This is a genomic window from Chondromyces crocatus, assembly GCF_001189295.1.
Lineage (GTDB): Bacteria > Myxococcota_A > Polyangia > Polyangiales > Polyangiaceae > Chondromyces > Chondromyces crocatus.
On the sequence record NZ_CP012159.1, the window covers coordinates 7,997,910 to 8,015,817 of the forward strand.

Annotated in this window: 11 protein-coding genes and 1 pseudogene; 4 read left to right on the forward strand and 8 right to left on the reverse strand. The window is 57.0% G+C overall.

The window, feature by feature from the left end; translation table 11 throughout:
* Positions 1-15 precede the first annotated feature (15 nt).
* The gene (locus tag CMC5_RS28685; RefSeq protein WP_245677793.1) at positions 16-933 is read right to left on the reverse strand and encodes a tetratricopeptide repeat protein; all 918 of its coding nucleotides are present in this window, start codon (positions 931-933) and stop codon (positions 16-18) included.
* A 930-nt stretch (positions 934-1,863) separates the two neighbouring features.
* On the opposite strand from CMC5_RS28685, the gene CMC5_RS28690 reads away from it, so the two are divergent.
* On the forward strand, positions 1,864-2,310 hold the full coding sequence (locus CMC5_RS28690; RefSeq protein ID WP_050433385.1) for a helix-turn-helix domain-containing protein: 447 nt from the start codon (positions 1,864-1,866) through the stop codon (positions 2,308-2,310).
* A 20-nt stretch (positions 2,311-2,330) separates the two neighbouring features.
* Entirely contained in the window at positions 2,331-2,846 is a 516-nt protein-coding gene (locus tag CMC5_RS28695; RefSeq protein WP_169796694.1) for a transposase, read from the forward strand.
* A 235-nt stretch (positions 2,847-3,081) separates the two neighbouring features.
* On the opposite strand, the pseudogene CMC5_RS43230 reads toward CMC5_RS28695, so the two are convergent.
* A pseudogene (locus tag CMC5_RS43230) lies at positions 3,082-4,375 on the reverse strand (IS701 family transposase).
* A gap of 198 nt (positions 4,376-4,573) precedes the next feature.
* Here CMC5_RS43230 and CMC5_RS28705 point away from each other — a divergent pair.
* Entirely contained in the window at positions 4,574-5,686 is a 1,113-nt protein-coding gene (locus CMC5_RS28705; RefSeq protein WP_156338926.1) for an IS701 family transposase, read from the forward strand.
* On the opposite strand, the gene CMC5_RS49235 is transcribed toward CMC5_RS28705, so the two are convergent.
* The 4 genes from CMC5_RS49235 to CMC5_RS28720 form a co-directional block, all read right to left on the reverse strand.
* A complete protein-coding gene (locus tag CMC5_RS49235) occupies positions 5,588-5,812 on the reverse strand; it encodes a helix-turn-helix domain-containing protein (RefSeq protein ID WP_082362889.1) in 225 nt (74 codons plus the stop codon). The two genes, CMC5_RS28705 and CMC5_RS49235, sit on opposite strands and share 99 nt — an antisense overlap.
* Positions 5,813-6,277: 465 nt before the next feature.
* Positions 6,278-7,717: a tetratricopeptide repeat protein gene (locus CMC5_RS28710; RefSeq protein WP_050433389.1), complete on the reverse strand. Its 1,440-nt coding sequence runs from the start codon at positions 7,715-7,717 to the stop codon at positions 6,278-6,280.
* A gap of 10 nt (positions 7,718-7,727) precedes the next feature.
* Positions 7,728-11,516 (reverse strand): tetratricopeptide repeat protein, encoded by a 3,789-nt coding sequence (locus CMC5_RS28715; protein WP_245677794.1) that lies wholly within the window; start codon positions 11,514-11,516, stop codon positions 7,728-7,730.
* A 92-nt stretch (positions 11,517-11,608) separates the two neighbouring features.
* Positions 11,609-13,324 carry a tetratricopeptide repeat protein gene (locus CMC5_RS28720; protein ID WP_050433390.1) on the reverse strand — a complete coding sequence of 572 codons (1,716 nt, stop codon included), beginning with the start codon at positions 13,322-13,324 and terminating at the stop codon, positions 11,609-11,611.
* A gap of 1,432 nt (positions 13,325-14,756) precedes the next feature.
* On the opposite strand from CMC5_RS28720, the gene CMC5_RS49240 reads away from it, so the two are divergent.
* Entirely contained in the window at positions 14,757-15,122 is a 366-nt protein-coding gene (locus CMC5_RS49240; RefSeq protein ID WP_082362891.1) for a YraN family protein, read from the forward strand.
* A 489-nt stretch (positions 15,123-15,611) separates the two neighbouring features.
* Here CMC5_RS49240 and CMC5_RS28725 read toward each other — a convergent pair whose 3' ends face one another.
* Together CMC5_RS28725 and CMC5_RS28730 are read right to left on the reverse strand one after the other, a co-directional pair.
* Entirely contained in the window at positions 15,612-16,442 is an 831-nt protein-coding gene (locus tag CMC5_RS28725; protein WP_050433391.1) for a methyl-accepting chemotaxis protein, read from the reverse strand.
* Between the two features lie 106 nt (positions 16,443-16,548).
* Positions 16,549-17,382, reverse strand: coding sequence for a HEAT repeat domain-containing protein (locus CMC5_RS28730; RefSeq protein WP_082362892.1), 834 nt, complete (start codon positions 17,380-17,382; stop codon positions 16,549-16,551).
* Positions 17,383-17,908: the final 526 nt, after the last annotated feature.

Here is a 17,908-nt window from a genome sequence, read left to right on the forward strand (position 1 = left end):
GAACAGCGTGTGCGTTCAAGTTCCCTGACCGCCTAGCTTTGCCAGCAACGAGTTGGAGGTTTCACACTCCGTCTTGTAAACTGCCGCTTTGGAGCCTTTGCAGGCGCGATTGGAGAAGCCTTTCAACATCTGGATTGCCTCTTGCTTACGCGGTGGCTCCAGCTTCGCATATGTGCTTCCGAGGCTCCATAGGATGAGCACAGACTCTGGCCCCTCTGCCGGAGCAACGGATTTCGCGGCTTCCAGCTCTGAAACCATGCCCGCTAGGTCATTGCGTTCCTGTAGAACTTGGGCCAACAGGTTGTGCACCCCGAAGAGATACTTGTCTCCCTGTTTGGCCATTGACTTTGCCTCTTTGAGCACTTGTTCTGCCTCTTGGAGATACCCGAGGCGAATATAGAGGTCGGCAAGCTGCGAATAGTATCGCACCTCACTGGGATTGTGCTCCACGGCTTTCGTGAAGTTTTCCAGCGCCTTCTGCTCATCATCTGTCCAGAGATTGACGTTTCCTAGCTGAGAGTAGCAATCAGCGAAGTTTGGATCGTTCTCAATGCACTTCTGATAGGGCTCTTTAGCCTCTTCGTAGGAAATCGTCTTTTTCTTCGCCTGTTGCTCGAGAGCCCAACCGCGCTCGAACCAATAATTCGCGAATTTGGGTGCGAGCTGGGTAGCACGACTCAGGGTCGATGCTGTCTTGTCCCACTCTTCTCGCTTCTTATAGGCCATCGCCAGCTTGAAGAAGATTCGGTGGTTGGTCGGGTCCAGTTTCGTCGCCTGGTCGTACTTGTTAGCAGCCCCTTCGGGGTTGACGGTCACTTCCTTGTCGGCTGCGTTTGCCAAAATTACCGCTTCCTGACGATGACGACTGCATCCGAGGCCGCCCCAAGCGGTTGCTGCTATCAGACCAGCTATCGCAACTACTCCAACCTTCATCGATCTCACCTTTCCAGCGCCGCGGGCATGGCCGCTCCATACTTCTGGATGTGCACAAATCGCGTGTGCCTGATGCAGCTCTCTTCCTGATGCAGCTCTCTTCTTAGAGACTGGGAAGTCTGCTCCGGCGCGTCTCGGACCCTCTGAGCCTCTTTGAACGGCACAGCGCACTCGCGATGGTGGCTTGCCAGGAGAGCCCACAGATCAACGTCCCGATGTCTGAGAGCCTCCCTCGGGGAAAGGCACTCCCACAGCGAGCCCCCTTCCAGTCGACACCACATGCTGGCTCGCAGTTTCTGACCACGAACCAAAGAACAGCCAGGGGGAAGTCGCTTCGAAGACGTCACGCGGCGTCGCGAGGATAGGCGGAGCCATGCGCAGAAGTCTAGGGGCAGATCCTAGACTCAGACGTGCACTCTCTGTGGACATCGCCAAGTATCGGGCGATAGGGCATCCTGTGGGCGAGTGTCGCGCAGCGTGAGCCCCCGAACCATGAACCAGGCCGCTAATCATGAGCGCACCTGTGGGGCGAGACTCAAGGGGAGTTAAGTTTAGCGACACGAATACACGCGCGATGGCAATCTCTAGGGAGGAGTGCAGGAGACGCATCAAATTTCGTCGAAACGCTCTGTAATCACTGGCCCTGCCCTCGCTGCAGCATCACAGTTGTGCCGACGCGACTCGTGCATTTCATAGGCGTTGATGCTATTGATTAACAATCGCTTGATGGTGTGCCAACGACACCACCGTCATCGCAGTATGGCATCTAGTTCAGAAGGCGTGTTTCAGTGGTGCCCACAGAGCAGACGCCAGACCTCGAAATCTATCAACGGGCTCAGCGGGAGTACCATCGGGCAGTTGAGGCCAACTTGATTCTTTTTAGAGCGGCATCCCGGATGGCCTGGTACGGGTGATGCTTCTGGCCGGAGGATGGGTCCGTATCCGATCGAGCTCCGCCAACGCATTCTGGATGCCTACGACCGCGGCGAGGGCAGCGTGCGCGAGCTTGCCTCCCTGTTCGACGTCGCTCCAAACACGGTCCAGAGCTACATCACGCGGCGGAAACGCACGGGGAATGTCTCCCCGACGCCTCAGACCAAACGAGGCCCAGACCCCAGCATTGGAGAAGACGGCCTGAAGCTCTTGCGCATGCTCGTCTCGGCCCAGAACGACCGAACGATCGACGAGTACATCGCGCTATATGAGGCCGAAACGCACAGCCATGTGAGTCGTTCCGTCATGGTGCGGGCGCTGAAGCGAGCCGGGCTCGTCCGAAAAAAAAGACACTACGTGCCAGCGAACAAGACCGGCCTCCGGTTCAACGAGCGAGGCAAGCGTTTCGGCGCCGCGCGCGTCGGCATGGCCCCACCAAACTGATTTTCATCGACGAGTTTGGGGTGAACCTCGGGCAAACACGACGCTATGGTCGAGCGCAGCAGGGGCAACGGGCTTGCGGACATGCTCCGGCCAAAACCGATCCCAACATCACGCTGACCATCGGATTGTCGCTGCAAGGCATCGTGGCTCCCTTGGCCTTTGAAGGTGCGACGAACGGCGTGACCTTCGAAACGTACGTTCGTACCCAGCTCGCTCCGCAACTGCACCCAGGCGATGTCGTCATCGCCGATGGTCTTGGTTCCCACCGAATGCGCAGCGTGCGCCAAGCCGTTCATGACTGCGGCGCTCACTACTGGATCTTGCCGCCCTACTCACCGGATCTCAGTCCCGTCGAGGAGGCAGGCTCTAAGATCAAACACTTCATCCGAGCGGAAGGTCCTCGTACGACGGCTGATGTCTACGAGGCCCTCGGCCAAGCGCTGGGCAGCATCTCTTCAACGGATGCGGCTGGATGGTTCGGGCATCGCGCGGCGTACGCCTATCCTCGTACCAAACCATCTGGGCCGCCGCTCTAGCGCCCGGTCCGCGCATAGACTTTCGGGGATGCATGGCCCAAAGAGATCGTCGACGCAGCAGCATGGCTATCCTATCCGGTCCAACCGGGTATTTGACAGGCACGGTAGCAACGCTCGCCATTAGTACTACAGTTGTACCTACGCAGACCGTGCTCCTCGGCGTCGATAATGGCAGCGGCGGGCTATCGCTTGATGGTGGCGGCGCCACCACGACCATCGCAGCACGGCGTCTGGTTCAGGAGGCGCGTTCCAATGGAGCCACCAGAGCAGACGTCGGACCTCGGGGACCGTCAACGGGATCAGCGGAGCGTCGTGAGCCGGTGAAGCGGACTTTTTTTCTTCTCGGCGCTTCGGCGTCTGCAGCGGCTCGCTGGACCGTCAGGAAGGTATGGGACCAAAGCGCCAAGGTGACGTGGCGATACCATCCGGTCCAACTGCGCACTTCGTAGTGATCGAGACCGACCTCGCCTTTGGCGCTTTCAAAGCTCTCCTCGATGGTCCAACGGCTGCCGGCCGCACAGGCGAGCGCTTTGAGTGGGATTGGGGCGATTGCTCCTACCACGTAGAAAGCAACATCCGGCGGATCCGTGACGCTGCGACGGAATAGGATGCCGCGTTGCCAAGACTTGGGCTCCGGGCCTTCACAACAAGCGTACGCCCAGTCGTACCATCGTGGTCCCTTAGAACCATTGCCAGCGCTGAGACGGTGCCATTCCCTGGCAGGAAGTTGGTCCACCAGCTCGCTGAGCTTGAGCCGTCGAAAGTCCCTCCAGATGCGATGCTGACTGGACACTGCAAGCACGTACGGTTGCCGGCGCTCTTCCAGCCACCGTCATACCCTTGCTGTCTTGACCGTAGACCTCGTCTCCGACGACCCAGGAAGCGGTTACCCCAGCGTCCAGCGCTCGTTCGAGCATCTGCAAGGCCAGTTGCGGTTTGGTCGCGAAGGTCGCATCCGCAGGGATCCCGGCGCGCTCGCATCGACCGCGGTCGTCGAGCCACGACGCAGGTAGATACAGAGCGCGATCGATGAAGGTATGACCGTGCGGTGTGGCGGAAGCAAGGAAGACACCAACTTGGCAGTTTTCGATACGCCCCGCCGTCCCGCTGTACTGGCGTTGTACGCCCGCCGAGTGCGTGCCCTTCTTGAGGAATCCCGTCTCGTCGATCACGAGCACACCGCTTGGATCGCCGAGATGCTCGACGACGTAGCCACGTAGATCGTCTCGGACCGCATCAGCATCCCAACGCGCTCGACCCAGCACGTGCTGCAATGCATAGGGCGTCTGGTCGCCGACGACCTCCGCGAGCCGCCAGCCATTCTTTCTTTCCACCAGGCTGAGCAAGCCTTTGAGGTAAGCACCAGCGTGAGTCCGCACATCAGAACGCGAGAAATGCACGCCCACGCGCTTGAGCAGCTGTGACCAAGCGCTGTCCCAGACCGTGGTCAAGGCCGCCGGTGCGTGCAGTAGGGTGGCGTCCGGGCAACCCCGCGTGTCATTCGATGCCTTCGAGGGATGGGTGACCATGCATGATCACCGCCAAGAGCCAAGTGCAACTGTAGTACTAGTCTCGACTTGGGCACTTTTGACGCCGCTCTCGTCGATTGCAGAGCGGGCCAGCGAGTCTCTCAGCTTCCTTCGTAGCCCGCTTTTTCTCTAGAAAGATTCGCCTCTTTCGAGGTGCCAAAAGGCTTCCGGCACGGAGGACTCTTCAGCAAAGGAGGGGTGCAACCCAACCACCTTGCACTGGAGGTCCCCGTGCCGGACATGGTGATCGTAGGTAGCTTCCTCGCGCAGCTGCAACCCTTCGCGTCGCTGTTCACCGCCCGCACCTTCCGCACCTTCCAGGTCCTGGCGTGCGGCTGGGTCTTGGCGCTCGGTCGACATACCGTCACCATGGCCGTGCGGGCGGCCAATGCCACGCAGTGGAAGCACATCCGCAGCTTTCACCGCTTCTTCTCCAAGGCCAGATGGGGACTCGACCAGCTTGGCTTGATGCTCGTGCGTCGCATCGACCTGCGGGTGACCAAAGACCTGCCGCTGGTGGTGGCGCTCGACGACACGCTGGGACGACGTACCGGAAAGACCGTCGCCTTCGCGTCGATGCATCGTGATCCACTGCGTTCGACCAAGGTGCGGCCGGTCTTCTCTTGGGGCCACCTGTGGGTCGTGCTCGGTATCACCGTGCGGCTGTTCGACAAGATCTTCTGCTTGCCTGTGTTCTTTCGGCTCTATCGCAGCAAGAAAGTGCGCGCGCGATACAAGACGACCTACCGCACCATGCCCGAGCTTGGAGCCGAGCTCGTCGCGCTCGTTGCCAAAGCGGTGCCCCACCGTGCTCTCGTCGTGCTCGGCGATGGCGCCTACAGCAATCACCTGCTCGTCGAGCATCGACCGGCCAACGTGACCGTCGTGGGTCGGTCGCGCCTGGATGCAGCCATCTATGCAGCCCCGCCACCTCGACAACCGGGCCAGATGGGAAGACCCCGGGTGCGAGGGGTCAAACTGCCAGCGCCAGGGCTGCAAGCCGACGCCAAGGGAGCACCTTGGCAGTCACTCGAGGTGTTCGTCTATGGGAGGACCGTATCCGTCAACGCCGTGGGTCTTCCACAGGTGCTGCGCCAGCTCTGCACTGGTCCAGTTGGCCCGATTCAGGCAACACGCCAGAGGTCCAAGGCGAACCCACTCGATGACCTCTGTCACAAGCGGCCTACGGATCCGCGCGGTCGCTCCGAGCGCTCAGCGGATTCGAAGGCCTTCAAGTCGCTTGTCGCGCCAAGCCGCGAGCCAACGTCGCACCGTACGCTCGTCCACCAGCAGATCGGCCGCGATCTGTAGCCGTGTGCGGCCCCGATGAGTCATCAGGATGGCCTGAACCCGATTGTGGAAGCGGCGGTCGGTTGTGGTCTGGAAGATCTCCTCGAGTTGAGTGCTCTCCCGGCTGCTGAGCTCGAGATGAACCATGGTGAGCTCGACGTAGGGCTCACCCGGGCAACGTTACCGGCCGTCTGAATCAGGTCCTTCTGAGGATGCAGTTGGATGGTGCAGGTCATCCGTCGGCATACAACGACCCTCGAACGAGACCACCCAACCGCCTCCCAAAACGCTCACAAATTCTCAACCGATTTTAGCATTTCGGGGATGAACGTTATGCGAGGCCTGATGAGTGTCGTTCTCACAGGACCCGGTCTCACCCGGATCGTCGCATCGTTCGGACCGAAACCGCCCGCGCTCAAAGGGTCATCCGAAAACTCGTAGCCATAGCCGTCGTCTTTCTTCGCCTGCCCCTGAGCCTCCGCAGCAGATACCAGACTTGTCGATAGGACAGCAAAAGACAACGCAGCGATGAATCGTCGAGAGATCATTTTCAACCCTCTGTCGGTATTCTGTTAAAGGCCTGCTCGACCAAAGCACCACCAAGAACGTTGGTTACTGAGTCTCACCTGTCGCTTCCGCCGCGGCCTCTTGCTCCGCTGCGAGCTGCTTGGCTTCCGCTTCTGCTCGCTTCTGCTCTTCAGCAGTCTGGCGGTTGAACGTGATGATCTGATCGATCTCCTCCATCCGTTCCTTCGCACGCTTCGCAGTATCTGCGAATTCGGCAGCACTGCCTGCTTTCTGGACAAACTGACCGAAAAGCGATTTCGCTTGCAACAAGACCGGCTCGGCCTCTTTACCTCCTGCCTTAGCCTTATACTCTTGAGTCAGAATGGCTTCGTTATAGTAGGCCTCAGCTCGATCAGGAGCGATCTTCTTCGCAGAGTCCAATTCTGCGCTTGCAGCCGCCACCATCTTATCAAAGTTGGCGTCGTCAATCTGTCCCCTCAGTGCCAAGGCCAAGCCGAGATGCGCATCGTAATCGCTCGGGCGGATCTTCAGCGCCCCCCGATACGCATCCTCCGCTTGCTTGTAGCCTCTGAACTGTAGATTCACTGCTGCATAGTTCATCTGTGCTTCAAAGAACGATGGGTCAAGACTCCGTGCGGTGTTAAATGAACCGACCGCATTGTTCAAATTACCCATTTCGACATAGATCATGCCGAAGGTATTGAAAATGGGAGCGTAGCTCGCATTCTTCCGAATGGCTTGCGAGCAAACGAGGTGCGCAAGCTCAAGAGCCTGTGTATCGACCTTCTTCTCCTTGGCCCCCGCAGTCGCGGCCACTCGTTTCCCGGTGGAACGACCCGCCTTCTGTTTCGCACTCTCGAGATAATAGATGGCGAGCTGATTGAAGGCCGGCATGAAACCGTCATCGACGGCCAATGCACTTTGTATGAAGCGCTTCGCCCTCTGGAAATCATTTGGCCCGTCGCCATCAGCGACGCTGTTTCCGCGCCTCATATAAAGGAGCGCGAGATGGACCAAAGCTTCTACGTTTTTGTACTGCGCATCGACTACCGCAGCCTGCCTCATTTCGGCGATCGCACGGTCTACATCTTTCTCGCCGGAGCTCGCAAAGTTGTAGAGCGCCACCTGCACTCTTGCAGGATGGAACTTTGGATCCTTTTGGAGGACCTCTTCGAACGTCTTCTTCGCATCAGCGTCTTTCTTGCACCGCTGATACGCTAGGCCTGCGTTGTATAGCGCTTCCGAGAACGTTCTATCGCCCTGCTCTTTTGCTGCAGTCAGAAAGAGGTCAGCCGTAGACTGGCACGCGCCATCATTCCAATCATTGCTTCTGTCATGCTGCGCAATCGCCTGTAGACCTGCTTTGAACTTATTCGCAGCCTCTACGGAAACGGCGTTCCCCTTGCCATCGATGACTCCCTTGCCAGCAGCGTCTTTGGCAGGCGCCGACGTCGCACCTCCGCCACCGCATCCAATAGCAAACGCCACACCAAGAATCGTGGTGATAGTGGCCAACGTTCTCATAGCAACCTCCTCACTTCTTCTCGGCTGCCTGGTCTGCCGGCTGGCTGCCACCCTTTGGCGCATCAGTTGCCGCGGTAGCCCCCACATCTCGGAAAGGAGAGCCATCGAGGTTCAGCGGTGCAGAGCGTTCGCTCAGTCCGGAACTCATGCGAGACGGTGAACCACGGAATTCATCGACAAGGTGAAACTCGGCAGGGTACGACTTGGATAGCCATACCTCGCATGCACGCGAATACTCATCAAAGTACTGCCACTTCACTGAGTAATTGAGGCAGGTCTTATAAGCCGCCTTCGCTTGCTGCTTCTGGGGCTCGCTCGCCTCGTCAAGGCTATTGTAGTAGGTCAACCGCAGATCGTCCCAGGTCAGGTCGGCAAGCCCCGGAATCGGACCACTCTGTTTCCATTCCTTAGGAATGGGCGCTGCACGAAACTCTGCGACGAACTTGCTCCACATCTGTCCCACACGCGAACCGGAGGCGATGACCCAGCGCGGAGGCGGGGAGGGCTGAAGATTGACTACCTTCAGATATTCTTTCTCCGTCTCTTCAATCGCCGAGCGCTTCTTCTTCACCCAATCGAGCACCTTCGTCTGGACGTGCTTCAGTACGTCCTCTCGCGTCCCAGAACCCTTGTACTCAGGGAATCGCAACTTCTCGACGTCTTTTCGCTTTTGCTCAGCGAAGAAGAAGTATGCCTCTCCTACTGCAAGAAGGACCTTGCCGAGCCGGCGATCCCTCTCCATTTCGTCGCCTCCGATCGCATCCAGTCTCTTGCGACCATCATCTGGATTCTTCCAGTAACCTCGGACCTTATTATACTCATTCACCGCCTGAGACGGATTCTTGATCTGAACATAGACCCGACCCAGCATGGCGTGAGCTTGAACTTGGACGTCAAAAGTTGCGTTTCTGTCAATCTGCGCCATCGCAGACTGCAAACGCTTTCTCGCGTTGTCCCAGTCCTCTTTATCTAGATAGTGAGCACCAATCGCGAATGCAATTTGTGCAGCTTGCGCCGGCTTAGCGCTTCCATAGTTCTTGTTGAAGAGATCTGCGTCTTTGATTGCTTGATCCTCTTGTCCAAGCCCAAGACGCAAGACAACAGAGTCCTGTAGCGCTTCTGCAGCCTTCTCCATCTTCGGATTTTCTCTGGCGAAACGCTCGTACCAGTTCGCCGCTTCGTCGTAGACGGCGATGGCCTGGTAGTTGCCACCAATCTCGTAGATGGACTTTTTGGCGAGTTCCGTGTTGTGAAGGTTGTACTTAGGATCGATGAGAATTCGACGCGCCGCGATCGACTTCATGATGAGCCGGGCCGCTTGGAATGAGCGTGCAGCGTTATAAAGCACCTCCTCCGCGCGTTCGCATGCGGGCTCTTTCGCCTCGCACGCCTTCTCACTGTATTTCTTCCACAGGTCCATGTAAGCGGTTGCAGCCTTCTCGTAGTCCCTCAGGGCCTCTGGGCCGCCCGTCTTATCGGCCTTCTCTACGAGTTTCTCCGCCCGGAGCCTCTCGATATCGCGCTGAATGCGAAGGAGGATTCCACACTGTTCTGAGTTGTTCTTTTCTTTGCCACCAGTGCAATACTTGTCGATGAAGACCGGAACGTCTTGCGCCATGTCCTCGTAGCAAGATGGCCTTGGAGGATCCATGTTGGCACCAAGTATGTTTACCGACTCCAGATAGAGTTGCGCCGCGAAGATCCCCACGTCTTTATCAGAATGGTTTATCGCCACGTCACGGAAGGCAAGCGCAGCCTCCTCCCAGTGCTGAGACTCAAAGTACGTTCGACCACGAGCAAACTTGACCTCAACGTATTGCTCTTGCGCTTCTTTGTCTGTCTCAGGCGGCTTGATGTAACAGATGTAGCGGTTGAAAGCGGTCAACATCCCCTTCTGAGAGTCTGTAAACTCTTTGGGGATGAACTTGGTCTTATCAACGGCCTTCTTGTCTGTCTTGGCGCTGGCCGATGTTGGCAGATTGCCAGTACCTTTACGGTCGGAGCCGTCTTTATGCTTCTCTGTATAGATGTTTTGGTAGCACAGCACCGAAGCATAAGCGGCCTCTGCCGCTTGCGACCCATTTGGATCCTCAGCCACTACGGAATCAAATGCAGGGCCACATTTCTCCCAGTCCTTTTGGAAGTAGAGAAGATCAGCCATCGCATACTTGATTTTAAAGATATTGGGCCAATCCTCCTTAATGATTCGTGGGAATTCGAATCTGGAAAACTGATCCTGCTTGAAGTTCGTGACGACCTTGTCATACAGCTGCGCAGCCAGCTGCATTGTCTTCTTGTCGCCCGTCCCTCGCACCCCTCCTGAACCGACCGCTTCCAGATGCCAGGCCATTGCGGTCTCGGTAATCACTCCTGCAGTGATGTTGGCGCACTTGAGCTTATTATCTGCAGGGTGCCCCTCTTTTTCGAACTGTTGATAGACCTCAAGTTGGCGATTCAGCTCCGCCATGATGTTGTCCTTGTTTCCAGACTTCATCGCGAGCGTCGCCTCGGTAATATGGCCTTGATACACACAGTACTTCGGCCCCTTGTCCCGCTTCATCAGATCTTGATACAGCTCAATCCCTTCGCGGTAGTGGCCGGTGTCGAGATAGTTCTGTCCAAGATCATCCATCATCTTGAATGTCTTGTCCGTGCCACCTCCACTGTCACCACTCAGCGGGCGCAGGAAGTCGAAAGATCGTTTCGGATCGCCAGCTAGAGCGTAAACGGGAATGATATCCCGACGCGCAGCGATAGCCAGTTGGGCTGCATTCGGAAGCTGTGAGTACTGTTGTCCGTACTCAATGGTTTTCTTGAATTCGCTAATTGACCGCGGAAAGTCACCCTGATTCCAGTATACGTATCCCAACTTATAATGCGCATACCCCCATACCTTGTTGTCAGGGGCAGGGTATTTCGTGACCTCGAGGTAAGACTTCTCCGCCAGTGCCCATTTAGACGGGTCACCTTGGGCCTCATTGAAGAAGAGTTCGCCGAATGCGAGGTAAGCATTCGGAATGAACTTCGACTGCGGCCAATTTTGGATCAGCTCAAAGTATACTTTTCGAGCCTGATCGAGCTGTTGTGCCTGTTCATACTCATACGCGAGGTAGTACAGAACCTCGTCCGTGCATCCCGTACTTTTGGCAGGGTCAGCGGCATTGGATGATTGGCACCACTTCGGGTATTGCGACTTTAGCAACGTGTAATATTTGATCGCTGCTTGTCGAGCCGCGACGAGAATCTTATCGGCCTTGTCGGATTCGGTCTTGAAACCCGTCGCAGCCTTGGGATTCTTTCGCTTCGCCTCATCTGCCTTGATGGAGTTCTCAGTCTTGTCCCGGAACGCCGCCGACTCAAGCTCGACGTATCCCTCTGCCAAGCGACGCATCAGCTTGGGTCGATCAGGAGCATTTTTCGGGGTGGAACTAAACAAGCCTTCCAACCCTTGAATCTCTGTAACGAGCAGGCTGCGTACCTTGGGAGCAAGACGACTGCGTCGCTCGTCGCGCTGCGCGGAACTCTGAGAAGCTGACGGGTTCGTAGGTTTCGTCAGATCATCGCGCTTCTTTAGGTTGACGCCCTGGGGAGCCGACTTGAAGCTCACCTGAGGCTTTTTGCCCATCGTGACCTGAAGTTTTCCTCCCGGGCACGATGCCAGGGCATCCTTTGCAGCCTGCGTAACGCAGGTATCAGCTGCACTCGCCGGAGTCGACGCGATTGCACATGTGGCGACCGTGGCAGCCCCCGCCAAGGCACGAAGCGTGCGCAACACACCCTTCTTCGATTGCTTCTTCATCTCCGTCCCTCTGCTACGGATACCCATGGAGATCCGCGCCAATCCGCATGCTCGAAGCTCACCCACAGGGACAGTCCCTGTCGCTCATCATTTCACTTACTACATTTGGAGACTACGACCTGCCTGTAGAAGCCGAGTTCGTCCCGCCAGTATTCGCCATTGAAAGGCCAGAGGACGTGCTCTTCATCAGGCTTCACTACTCCAAAGACCTGTGATTCCTCCTTCGATAGCTGGCCGCTCACCACCTGTTGGTCGAGTTTGTTTCGCTCAGCGGCCGTAATATCGATCAGGATCTTCGATGAATCGCGGAGATGCTCATTGAGCTCGTCCAGATATCGTTGGTATCTATCGCGTGCCAGAGTGCCAGCATTGCGAACGGCCAAATTTCTCGCGAAATCAAGCGCATCCGTCACATCGGCGCCTACAGGCGAGTTTCGGAAGCTTGCCGGCGCCTTCTTGAACCGGCCTTCCTCCTCACTCAGGACGCGAACATACTCGATATTACGAAGCAGCTGCCTATCGGACAGCGCATTCGTAACGATCGGCCTGATCGTGGGAGAGAGATTGGCCTTTCCTTCACGAACATCTTTCAGAAATTGATAGAACTTCTCCTCACTCTCCTCGCCCTTGAAGCGATTGAGAATGCTCTCCAATTCTTTCTTGATCGGCTCGTACTTTTTCTTCATGCGCGCCACGACTGTCGTGGCGTCATCGTACTGGCAAATCGTGAAGGCGATGACCGACTTGAGAATGTCCGCCTCCGGGTAGAACGAGTTGGGGAAGTAAGGAGACTCAATCGTGTGGATGTTTCCAAGAGCCTGCGGATACATTCCCGCCATGAAATAGGCCCACGACTGCTCGAAGAGAGCATCAAGCCAGTACTCGCTGGCAACGTCGACACGATTCCAGTACTTGACCGCAGCAGAGAGTCGCGTTGAATCGATGGTCGGAATGTTATTATCGTCGAGTCTCACCGACGCTGAGTAATAAGTGCGCGCCATGGAGAGGAACGCTAGATCTCGCATGCGTCCCTCCTCTTCTACGCCCTCTACCCCCTCGTCCAGAGCCTGGATGATGCGCTGAAAGGCTTTGACTGCAGGAACCGATTTCCTCAACTGCACATACGATATGCCGCTGAAGAATTGGCTTTGCACATAGTAGGTGCTCTTATTATTAACCTTATCGAACAGGCTTATCGCCTCTTCGTAATTTCTGTTGCGATACTTGTACCTGCCCAGCATGTAGTTGAGCTGCCAGTACAGATCCCGCTGTTGCGGATTATTGAACCGAGCAACCTGTTCGGTTTTATATTTTCCGACTCGCTCGATGATGTCGGCGGGTTCTGGAAGCTGAGTGGCTAGCTTCGACAGCCACAACAGCGTCTCATTGAACTTAAGATGATTCGGCTTATCCGCGACCTGAGAGAAGATCGCATAGCTGGCTTGATAGAACTGAAGACGATACAAGGCGATGGCCAGGTGATACTGGGCTATCTGCTTGTTTCCCTCATCATCTCCGGTGTCACCATCGACGACCCGCTTCAGGATGAGCGCCGCTTCGCTCCATCGCTCAGCGTCGAACAGTCTCTTGGCCTGAGCGGCCTCTTCAGTCATCTGGCCAGCAGTAACTGGTCCCTCTTCCGCCGCCCCCTCATCGAGGTCGATCTCCTGCGGCTTTTCCTCGGCAGCCTTCTTGACATCAGCCTTCTCGGCCGCCGCAGGCTTCTTCTGAGGCTGCGCCTGTCCCTGCGCCGGAGATAGAAGGAGGGCAGAGGCCACAAGGCAGATACTCGCCACCCGGTTCCGCATCGTCAGTTCCTCGCTTTCGGCAGCGTACGCATCCGGACCTCGCATCTGGCTTCGGTAGGTGAGGAGAACGCCCCGTGCGCTCTCTGGAGACATTTTGCATGTGACCGCGTCACATGCGCTTGATCTACCGGCAAGAGACCCAGCTCTGAGCGAAAATACCAACGAGAATCAACGGATACTTACGCGTGGCTGCGGATGGTAGTAACGCCCAGCTCGCCTTGTCAAGGCTGTGCCCTCGGGCCACAGCTGACTCACTGGTGACGATGACACCTGGCGCGAGGCTGTCTTTGGTACGTTCACCGCTTCATCACCTGCGGAGCTCCGCAGCACCGCAGGTCCTGAGAGCGTAAAGTTCCCCGCATCGGGCTGTTGACGGTCCGGCGCCGGTTCGATAGCGTCCGTCCGCTGACGTTGTGCCAGCAGATCCCCAGAGCTGGGCGTCTGCTCGCCTCCGCAAGTCTCAAGTTCCGATTGGAGGCGCGTCCTGCCGCCGAAGGAGCACGTTCTGATGACTCGATCGATTGTGTCCGGCTTGCTCGGCCTCCTCAGCGTCGCCATCGTAGGCAGCCTCCCACTGGCCTGCCAAAGCGGTGGTGTTGGAGATCCGTGCATCCCGGAGGATGAGTACGATCCAGGGTTTGCCGGCTTCAAGGTGACCGAGGAGAACATCGAGTCTCGCTCGTTTCAGTGCCAAACCCGTATCTGCCTGGTGAACCACTTCCAGGGACGCTCGAGCTGCCCACTGGGTCAAGCGGCACCTGTAGCGTGCGACCCTGCTGACGGTGGGACAGAGGTCGGTGGCAACACCAGCTGCCAGGTGGACGAGGCTTGCACCCAAGCAGCGGTCTACGCTCCCGAGTGCGATAGTGACGCAGACTGCCCCAGCGGTGTTTGCGATCCGACTCGTAAGATCTGCGGGTGCTCAGACAGCAGTCATTGTCCGGGAGGTGCCACGGGCAACTGGATCTGCGAGGAAGAAGGCGACGGAGGGTTGCAGGTCTGTCGATCATATGTGTGTTTCAACCCGACCAACGGCTGCCAAACGGCTGAGGCGGGTACGGATAACGAAGGAAAAGCCTGCTGCGTACCTGGTACCAACACCCCTGTTGCAGCTCCCGTATGCGGGCAGTGCGGTTCGAGAAACGCCGAAGCGGCCGTCTACTGCTCTTGTCGCTGTGGCGCAGCAGAGGGCTCGAACAACCCCGAGGACGAAAATTTCAATTTCTGTGAGTGCCCAGATGGCTTTGAGTGCTCAGAAATTCGTCGCGATGTTGGACTTGGCGATCCTCTGATCACCGGCAAATATTGCATCAAGCGCGACACGACTTACGACAGCGCCGACGCTAACGGGTCGTGTGGTAGCGTAGCTGGGAGACTTGACTCAGCCTGCGCCGGTCAGCTGGCTCAGTAGAGACGTGCACCGTCTGTCACCTTGACGACCCCGTATCAGCAGTTAGGTGTTCGTGCAGAATGCATCGTCGCTGAGCACCTGACTGCTAACGGGTTAAGGATCTTGGGGCGCAATATTCGAGTCGGTCGGATTGAGATCGATATCGTTGCACAAGATGAGCACGTAATTGCGATTATCGAGGTCCGCACCCGAGGACCCGGTTCGTATGTGCGCCCCTTGGACAGCATCGACTCAAGAAAACGTGCGCGGCTCCGAAGAGCTGGAACGATATTATGGGAACGTTCATTCTCACGCATTTCCGAAGTGACGAGAATGCGTTTCGATGTGGCAGCGGTTCACTTCCAACCGGATGCCGCAACGATCGAATACATTAAAGCTGCGTTCTGAATGTCTGGTCGCCGATTTGCAGTCGGTTCTGGCGCTTTGACGCTTGAAAATCGAAACATCCTCCCGGCTTCCTTGCGAAAACAGCAGAAGCACTAGGGCTTTTAGCTGGCTACGGCGCTCCTCCGTGCGCCCAAAGCGTCAAGCTCTTCTGCGGATCTTCGTTGACTATGTTGCGTGAGGGCCCCGGGGAACCGCTCATGGCCCCACGGTGCCCCCGCGCCACCGTCGAGTCGATGTTGAGCCATCGCCTGTCGATCTCAGCCGGCGCGCTTGATGCACGCTAGGCGGGGCCTAGCCTCTTCTGACACCAGAGCCCATGAAGCACACACTCGTGAAGTGCTCACGGTCAGGACGTCTGCTCGTCAACCTGCGACCGCACTTCCCTGCAAAATTTTCCCGATGTGACAATGCAGCTCCACTTCTCAGCAGAAATCCTGGTTTCTGATCTGAGTCTTACCTGCGCTCCCACCGTTCCTCGCGAAGCGCAGTTCATCCATCGAGCTGCTGCCTCATGTCACGACGCAGTTCTTTGAGGAGGGTTATCCCATCCTGAGAAGCCTCAAGCTCGCTAGCCTCAATCTTCTCAAGGATCACATCGACCTTGGCGATCTCAGCCTGCTGTCTGGCACGAAGGTCATCGACCATTTTTTCGAACGTGTCGAAGAAGTGTTGCAGTTCATCCCCTTTACGCAGCCGCTCCCGTACGAGGAGCTGCCCCTCCCCCACTTGTCGCAAAAGTCGCTTCATCTTGAAGATTGGACCAGCAACCTTGTGGGTGAAGACAATTCCCGCAAGCCCGATGCCAACGACCAACAGTGACAAGACGACGACGAGAAGACTCAGAAAAGTGCGCTGTTGCTGCGCAACCTCTCCTGCGTGACGTTCTAGGTCAGCGGCTTGTTGCGCAAGAGTTTCAGCATCTCGTGTCAACCTGCTCTGATCATCCGTCAGCTTCTCTTCTTTGCCTTTGGTGTCTTCCTCGAAGATCTTCGCAAGCTCGGGGTAATCGCGATACTCCTTGGCGATGTTCATCTTGACGATGTCACTCGCAATGCGACTCTGTTCGATCGCCTGTTGGTGACGCTTCACGGTCTCCTGTCCCTGCGCGACCGTCAGCTTTCCTTGAGCAACAGCGGCTTCACTCTGACGGATGATCTCCGAACTGGTGCGCCATAGGATAATCCCTAGTGCGAGTGAAAGCGCTGCAGCGATCCCCGCCAACATCCCGGCATATTTGAGCTGAAAACGCCTATCAAGCAGGTAGTTCCTCGCGCTGCGATGGTACTGCGGATGCGCGACCGTGCTCGAAGCATCACTCATAGGATCCTCTGCGGTTCGGTACTCAGTGCTTGGCGAAAATCCAAAGTCTACGGCGGGAGCACACACGGTATGAGATGGTGTCCCCGAGATCTATCGGCATAGCGGCTCAAAGTGATGCCACCACTTTTTGAAACGTCTCAACGGCGTTTTCTATGCACATTTTCATGAGCACGTTCTCGCTCTCCTTGTCAGCCGAGGGAGTATCGCTCTGCGTGAGCTTCGGTGCGAACTCCCCTTGAAGTGCTTTGCCTGGATACGTCCACATGCTCACACGAACAACCTGAGTGAGGTTCCCGCCGGAGTACACGGGGGGTTCGACAGTTGCGATCAGATAGAAGCCCTTCAGCTTCTTGTCGCCGTTCACAACCTTACCGCCCTGCGCGAGTGTCTCGCCTTTTGGAGCGACGGCGTAACCCGGTTTGGCCAAGACCTTCGCTTGCATCGTTGATCGAACCATCGCCTCAATCTCTGCGGCGGGCCTTCCGCTCTTGTTCGAGATCTCGATCGCGACATAGAACTTCGTGTCGGGACCTGGAGGTGGAGGAGTCGGGACTCCACCGTTCTTGATCAACGCAATCGACTTCTGCAGCTGAGTCTTTACTGACGCAGACGTCTCTTGCTTCTCCGCCTTCTGAAGACAGGGGAGAGCTGAGGATTTACCTAGCTTTCCGAGCGCTGCTGCTACAGCGACTTTCACAGTGCCGCTCGTGTCACTCAGCGACTCGCAGAGAGGTTTGACTGCCCCCTCATCCCCCGATGCTCCAAGAGCCAACGCTGCTTGCGTGCGAACTCGCTCGTCGGTCCCCTTGAGCTGCTGCGTGAGCTGACCGATGTTCGCCCCCTTTTGGGCAGAGCTGGGAGCAGCCCCTAGCAACAGCGCTAGCGCCAGGAGCGATGAACAGAGCAAGAGCGCAGGACGTGACATTGAGCCCTCCAGCATACACAAGCGCTGTTCCCACTTAGCGCACGGATTGTCCAGCTGACGCCCCGATCTCGATGCACACATGCTCACACTCCTAACCTCGGGGTAGCTCCTATCTACCTGCCACCTGTCTGTCCGCCACGCTCAGGCACAGCAGACACGGAGCCTAATTGGACGCGCTTCTTCCTGGCTGCTTCAACACTTGAGTTCGAAAGTTAGTCGGACGGAGCGTCCACCGCATGATTCTGTAATGCGCGAGGGCACACACCAAGCAACCAACCACCCCGCTCTCGTTCTCATGCAAATCGCTGCCGCCCACCCACTCCTCCGCCGGATCGCTCAGCTTCACCTCTGTTTGTCGACAGGTACGCGCACAGCGATCACTTAGGGCGAAGAGACCGATTATTTAGCACTGAGGGCGCGCTTCGAAGCGGACCTAGCAGCCACCAGCATTTCAGTGAAAGGTCGTTTTTGCGATCTCGACAGCCGATCCCCGACTGGAGGTCGCGCATGCCCCACGGACTCTTCCAAGTCGTCGCCGAAC

What these genes read in the sequence shown, in the direction of transcription:
- CMC5_RS28685 (WP_245677793.1), bottom strand. Translation starts at nt 933, where the DNA reads ATGAAGGTTGGAGTAGTTGCGATAGCTGGTCTGATAGCAGCAACCGCT.
- CMC5_RS28690 (WP_050433385.1), top strand. Translation starts at nt 1,864, where the DNA reads ATGGGTCCGTATCCGATCGAGCTCCGCCAACGCATTCTGGATGCCTAC.
- CMC5_RS49235 (WP_082362889.1), bottom strand. Translation starts at nt 5,812, where the DNA reads ATGGTTCATCTCGAGCTCAGCAGCCGGGAGAGCACTCAACTCGAGGAG.
- CMC5_RS28710 (WP_050433389.1), bottom strand. Translation starts at nt 7,717, where the DNA reads ATGAGAACGTTGGCCACTATCACCACGATTCTTGGTGTGGCGTTTGCT.
- CMC5_RS28715 (WP_245677794.1), bottom strand. Translation starts at nt 11,516, where the DNA reads ATGAAGAAGCAATCGAAGAAGGGTGTGTTGCGCACGCTTCGTGCCTTG.
- CMC5_RS28720 (WP_050433390.1), bottom strand. Translation starts at nt 13,324, where the DNA reads ATGCGGAACCGGGTGGCGAGTATCTGCCTTGTGGCCTCTGCCCTCCTT.
- CMC5_RS28725 (WP_050433391.1), bottom strand. Translation starts at nt 16,442, where the DNA reads ATGAGTGATGCTTCGAGCACGGTCGCGCATCCGCAGTACCATCGCAGC.
- CMC5_RS28730 (WP_082362892.1), bottom strand. Translation starts at nt 17,382, where the DNA reads ATGCTGGAGGGCTCAATGTCACGTCCTGCGCTCTTGCTCTGTTCATCG.